Genomic DNA, 5258 nt, shown 5'->3' with positions numbered 1-5258 from the left:
GCCTCGCCGACTGCTTCCCCGCCCTCGACTACTTCGAGAACAGCGGACTGCCCTTCGTCGTCGCCCTCAACGGCTTCGACGGACACCAGCCCCACTCCGCCGACGAAGTCCGCGAAGCACTCCAACTCGGCGCCGACACCCCCGTCGTCACTCTCGACGCCCGCCGCCGCGACAGCGCCAAGAGCGCCCTCATCACCCTCGTCGAACACGCCCTGCTGGCCCGGCTCCGCTGAGCGAGGGGGAACCGCCCGGCCCCGACGGTCCGTCCCCTGCAGCGGGCCGTCGGGGCCGCGACGCTTACCGGCCGGTGTCCTCCGGGGGCCCCGCGCAAGACCCGTATATAAGCAGCGGATAACAGTTCGGTAGGCATTTTGTGATCAACAATGACTCAGTGTGGCGAATCCGCGTCACTCAGCGCCAGGTGATCACGGATTTGCTCCGCCATGTCGGTGAATGTCCGGATTGTTCCGGCGTGGGTGTCGGACTGCGGCTGTTTGTCCCCCATCCCCGCACGTGCTGAAATTCCAGCTACCCCTGGATGTCTCCTGCTCCGGCCCGTCCGGCGGAGGTCAGGGCACCCGGGTAGCGCTGGATTGATCCATGGCCGGCAGTCGGCCGAGAGGTAGTTGTCGAGTGAGGCGTAAGCAGCAACCCGCCCCGCAGCGGCGCTCCGAGCCCCGCCAGAGCGAGCCGAACGGTACCCAGGGGGATCCGGCCGGATTCTCCGCGTTCACTCCCACCGAGGAACGCGCCCAGGGCCCCGCCCCGGCCCCCGAGCCCCAGGCCGCGCCCACGGCGCCCCTCGGCGGCGGTTCGTCGGGCGACGGCGGCGGCTCCAGCCGGTACGACTTCCTCCGCCCGCGCAACTGGCGCGTGCCGACCCGTCTGATCGCGATCCTGCTGATCCCCGTGATCATCAGTCTCGTCTTCGGCGGTCTGCGCGTGAACACCTCGGTCGACGGCTACATCAAGGCCTCCCGCGCCGAGAAGACCGCGGAGCTGGCCAAGGCGGCGACCGAACTCGCCGAGGCGCTGGAGAACGAGCGCGACAAGACGCTCATACCCCTGCTCACCAAGCAGGACCCGAACAACGAGGTCACCAAGCGCCGCAACGACACCGACACCGCGCTGAAGGCCTACAACGCCGCCTACGCCGCCTCGGACAAGTCCGGTGAGCTCCCCCGCCGCCACGAGGCCTTCCAGGCCCTGGTCCTCGACCTGGCGCACCTGCGGGCCAACGCGTACAGCCCCGAGCTGTTCGCCAGCGCCACCGCGAGCGCCTACTCGGTGATGCTCGCCCCGCTGCTGGCCTACGACAACTCGGTCGGCATCGGCTCCGCCAACGCCACCAGCAAGGGCCGCGCGATCTACGCGATGTCGCTGGCCAAGGCCTCCGCCTCGACCCAGCGCGCGCTGATGCTCAACCTGCTGGTCGGCATCTCGCAGAACGCCACCACGCGCTACGAGAACCAGGACGTGATCCAGCAGATCCTGGTCTCGGAGAAGCTGGAGCAGGTCTCCCTCAACGAGTTCCACACCGGCGGCGCCCCCGAGGACGCCCGGAAGTACGCGGCCGCCCAGGTCGCCCTGGCCACCGCCCAGGATCGTTCGGCGTACAAGATGCCCAACGGCGCGGCGCCCACCATGCAGAGCCTGCTCCAGCTCGGCGCCGCCTACAGCCAGGCCGCCGCGGAGGGCCAGCTGAAGGGCAAGGCCGCCGCCGACGCCGCGTACGCCGAGGCGAAGAACGCCGGCCTGACCCCGGACAACTGGAACCAGGCCGCCAACAGCCACATCCAGGCCCTGCGGAACACCGAGATCGCGCTGCTGGACGACGTCCTCGCCGAGTCCCGCGCCCTGAAGGACAACGCGCTCTACGACGCCATCCTCAACACGATCATCGTCGTCGCGGCGCTCATCCTGGCCGGTCTGCTCACCGGCTACGTGGCCCGCTCGATGATCCTCGGCATGCGCACCCTGCGCAGCGCCGCCCTGGAGATCGCCGACCACCGTCTGCCGGACCTGGTCGAGAAGCTCTCCAAGACCGACCCCGAGCGGGTCGACACCTCGGTGACCCCGATCCCGCTGCACGGCAAGGACGAGATCGGCGAGGTCGCCCGGGCGTTCGACCAGGTCCACCAGCAGGCGGTGGCACTCGCCGCCGAGCAGGCCCTGCTGCGAGGGAACGTCAACGCGATCTTCACCAACCTGTCGCGCCGCAGCCAGAGCCTGATCCAGCGCCAGCTGGCGCTGATCACCGACCTGGAGAACAACGAGGCCGACCCGGACCAGCTGGAGAACCTCTTCAAGCTGGACCACCTCGCGACCCGTATGCGCCGCAACGGTGAGAACCTCCTCGTCCTCGCGGGCGAGGAGGCCGGCCGCCGCTGGAACACCCCGGTCCCGCTGGTCGACGTGCTCCGCGCCGCCGCCTCCGAGGTGGAGCAGTACGAGCGCGTCGAGCTCTCCGGCATCCCGGAGGTCGACGTCGTCGGCGCCGCCGTGACCGACCTCGTCCACCTGCTCGCCGAGCTGCTGGAGAACGCCACCTCGTTCTCCAGCCCGCAGACCCGGGTCCTGGTCAACGCGACCCGCCTGCCGGACGGCCGGGTGCTGGTCGAGATCCACGACAAGGGCATCGGCCTCACCGCCGAGGACTTCGCGGAGATCAACGAGAAGCTGGCCGAGCCGCCCACGGTGGACGCCACCATCTCCCGCCGCATGGGCCTGTTCGTGGTCGGCCGGCTCTCCCAGCGGCACGACATCCGCGTCCAGCTCCGCCCGTCCGGCGAGTCCGCCGGCACCACCTCGTTGGTCATGCTCCCGCCGTTCGTCACCCAGTCGGGTGCGGCGCCGGAGCCGGACGAGCAGTTCACCGTCTCGCGGATCTTCGCCGAGCAGGAGCCGACCGCCCAGTGGGCGCCGGACACCACGGCCCGCAGCGCCGCCGAGCTCGGCTTCGACGACCACCTCACCGGCATCGGCAACGCCGGCTCCAGCGGGTTCAGCCCGGCCCTGGAGTCCGTCCAGCGCTCGCAGCGCCTCGACCAGGTCCGCCGCGCGGCCCTGGAGGGCGGCCCGCAGGCGCCGGTGGTGGACGCCGAGGTCGAGGAGGACTACCAGCAGGGCTACGACCAGTACGCCCCGCAGGGCTACGAGCAGCAGCCCCACGCCGACGACCGGTACGGCTACGACCAGGGCGGCTACCAGCAGGACGAGTACCAGCAGGACGAGTACGCCCAGGACGGCTACGACCAGTACGCCCCGCAGGGCTACGAGCAGCAGGGCTACGCCGACGACCGGTACGGCTACGACCAGGGCGGCTACCAGCAGGACGGGTACGCCGACCAGTACGGCCGGCAGGCCGAGGAGTCCCCGGCCGGCCACCCGTACGCCCCGGAGCCGCCGGCGCTGCCCGCCGCCGAGGCGCACACCACCCTGCCGTCCGGACTGCCGCAGCGCCGCCCCGGCGAGCAGCTGGCGAGCGGCGGCCCCACCGCCGCCCCGTCCGGCGCCGGCGCGTCCGGCGACGCCCCGAACTGGTTCGCCGGCGCCAAGGACACCTCGGCGTCCCCGACCCAGCGCGGCCACGACGTGTCCTCGCTCGGCGGATACGGCCCGACCGGCCCGACCGCCAGCACCGCCTGGCAGTCGCCGAACGACGGCGACTGGCAGCGGGCCGAGCAGCTGCGCGAGCCCAGCTCCAGCGGCACCACCGGTGCCGGTCTGCCGAGGCGCGTGCCCAAGCAGAACCTGGTGCCCGGCAACGCCAAGCCCACCCCGCAGGACGGGCCGCAGGTCTCCCGCAGCCCGGAGGAGGTCCGTGGCCGCCTCACCAACCTGCGCCGCGGTGTGGAGCAGGGCCGCAGCGCCGGTAACACCGGAAGCTTCCGGATCGACCCCGATCAGGCAGACCAGTCCGGCAACGGACAGAACCGGAGCACCGATCTCTTCGGCGGCTCGAACCACCAGGAGCGTTGAGTTGACTCAGATGAGCCAGGCCGCACAGAACCTGAACTGGCTGATCACCAATTTCGTGGACAACACCCCCGGGGTGTCCCACACCGTGGTGGTCTCCGCGGACGGCCTCCTGCTGTGCATGTCCGAGGGCTTCCCGCGCGACCGTGCCGACCAGCTCGCCGCCGTCGCCTCCGGCCTCACCTCCCTCACCTCCGGCGCCAGCCGGATCTTCGAGGGCGGCGAGGTCAACCAGACCGTGGTCGAGATGGAGCGGGGCTTCCTGTTCCTGATGGCCGTCAGCGACGGTTCCGCGCTCGCCGTCCTCGCCTCCCCGGACTCCGACATCGGCCTCGTCGGCTACGAGATGGCCCTGCTCGTCGACCGCGCCGGCGCCGTCCTCACCCCCGCTCTTCGCGCTGAACTCCAGGGCAGTCTCCTGCACTGACGGTTCGTCGGATACCGTCCAGGTATTCGAAGCACCTCCGCGTCCTTCCCGGGCCCGCTTCGGCGGGCTCGGGTTCGGACGTTGTACGGCCTTCGCACCACCGGCTCCGGACCTGCGCCGAAGCTCGCACCGCACCGCCGCACCCTGTGAGGAGAGGAACCGTGACACCGCCCGACGACCGCAGCGGCCAGTACGGCGTTCCGTACCCTGGCACAGGCCATGACGCCTTCGGAGCACCCGGCGTCGGCCACGGTCAGCAGTACGGCCGGCACCAGTACGGACAGCCCCAGCAGCCGTACCCCCGCCCCGAAGAGCAGTACGGCCAGTACGACCAGTACGCCCGGCAGCCCTCGTACGGCGCCCCGGCACCCGGTTACCCGGCCCCGGCGCCCGAGCCGGCCCCCGGCTACCGGCCCGCCCAGGAGCCCGGCCACTACGAGGAGTTCGAGGACGAACCCGACTCCGGCCCGCTGATCCGCCCGTTCGCGATGACCGGCGGCCGGACCCGCCCGCGCTACGAACTCGCGCTGGAGGCCCTGGTCTCCGCCGACGTCGACCCGCAGCGCCTGGCCACCCTGCTCCCCGAGCACCAGCGGATCTGCACGCTGTGCACGGAGGTCAAATCCGTCGCCGAGGTGTCGGCGCTGCTCTCGCTTCCCCTGGGAGTGGCCCGCATCCTCGTGGCCGACCTGGCCGAGGCCGGCCTGGTCGCCATCCACCAGCCCGCTTCCGGCGGCGAAACCGGAAACCAGCCCGACGTCACGCTGCTCGAAAGGGTCCTCAGTGGACTTCGCAAGCTCTAACGCGGCCGCCCCCACCCGCGCCACCACCTCCGCGAAGATCGTCGTCGCGG

3 protein-coding genes and 1 pseudogene are annotated in these 5258 nt (G+C 71.3%); all 4 read left to right on the top strand.

The window, feature by feature from the left end; translation table 11 throughout:
• A pseudogene (locus tag ACFVVA_RS42035) lies at window positions 1-233 on the top strand (ATP-binding protein); the annotation flags it as partial.
• Between the two features lie 400 nt (window positions 234-633).
• The gene (locus ACFVVA_RS42030; RefSeq protein ID WP_387696005.1) at window positions 634-3981 is read left to right on the top strand and encodes a nitrate- and nitrite sensing domain-containing protein; all 3348 of its coding nucleotides are present in this window, start codon (window positions 634-636) and stop codon (window positions 3979-3981) included.
• Window positions 3982-3991: 10 nt separating this feature from the next.
• Window positions 3992-4405, top strand: a complete 414-nt coding sequence (locus ACFVVA_RS42025; protein WP_030057391.1) for a roadblock/LC7 domain-containing protein — start codon at window positions 3992-3994, stop codon at window positions 4403-4405.
• A 161-nt stretch (window positions 4406-4566) separates the two neighbouring features.
• On the top strand, window positions 4567-5208 hold the full coding sequence (locus ACFVVA_RS42020; RefSeq protein ID WP_359915522.1) for a DUF742 domain-containing protein: 642 nt from the start codon (window positions 4567-4569) through the stop codon (window positions 5206-5208).
• The last annotated feature ends 50 nt before the right edge of the window (window positions 5209-5258 follow it).

Source organism: Kitasatospora sp. NPDC058048 (genome assembly GCF_042885555.1).
GTDB classification, from domain to species: domain Bacteria; phylum Actinomycetota; class Actinomycetes; order Streptomycetales; family Streptomycetaceae; genus Kitasatospora; species Kitasatospora lactacystinica.
This window is presented reverse-complemented; position numbering and strand designations above follow the sequence as displayed.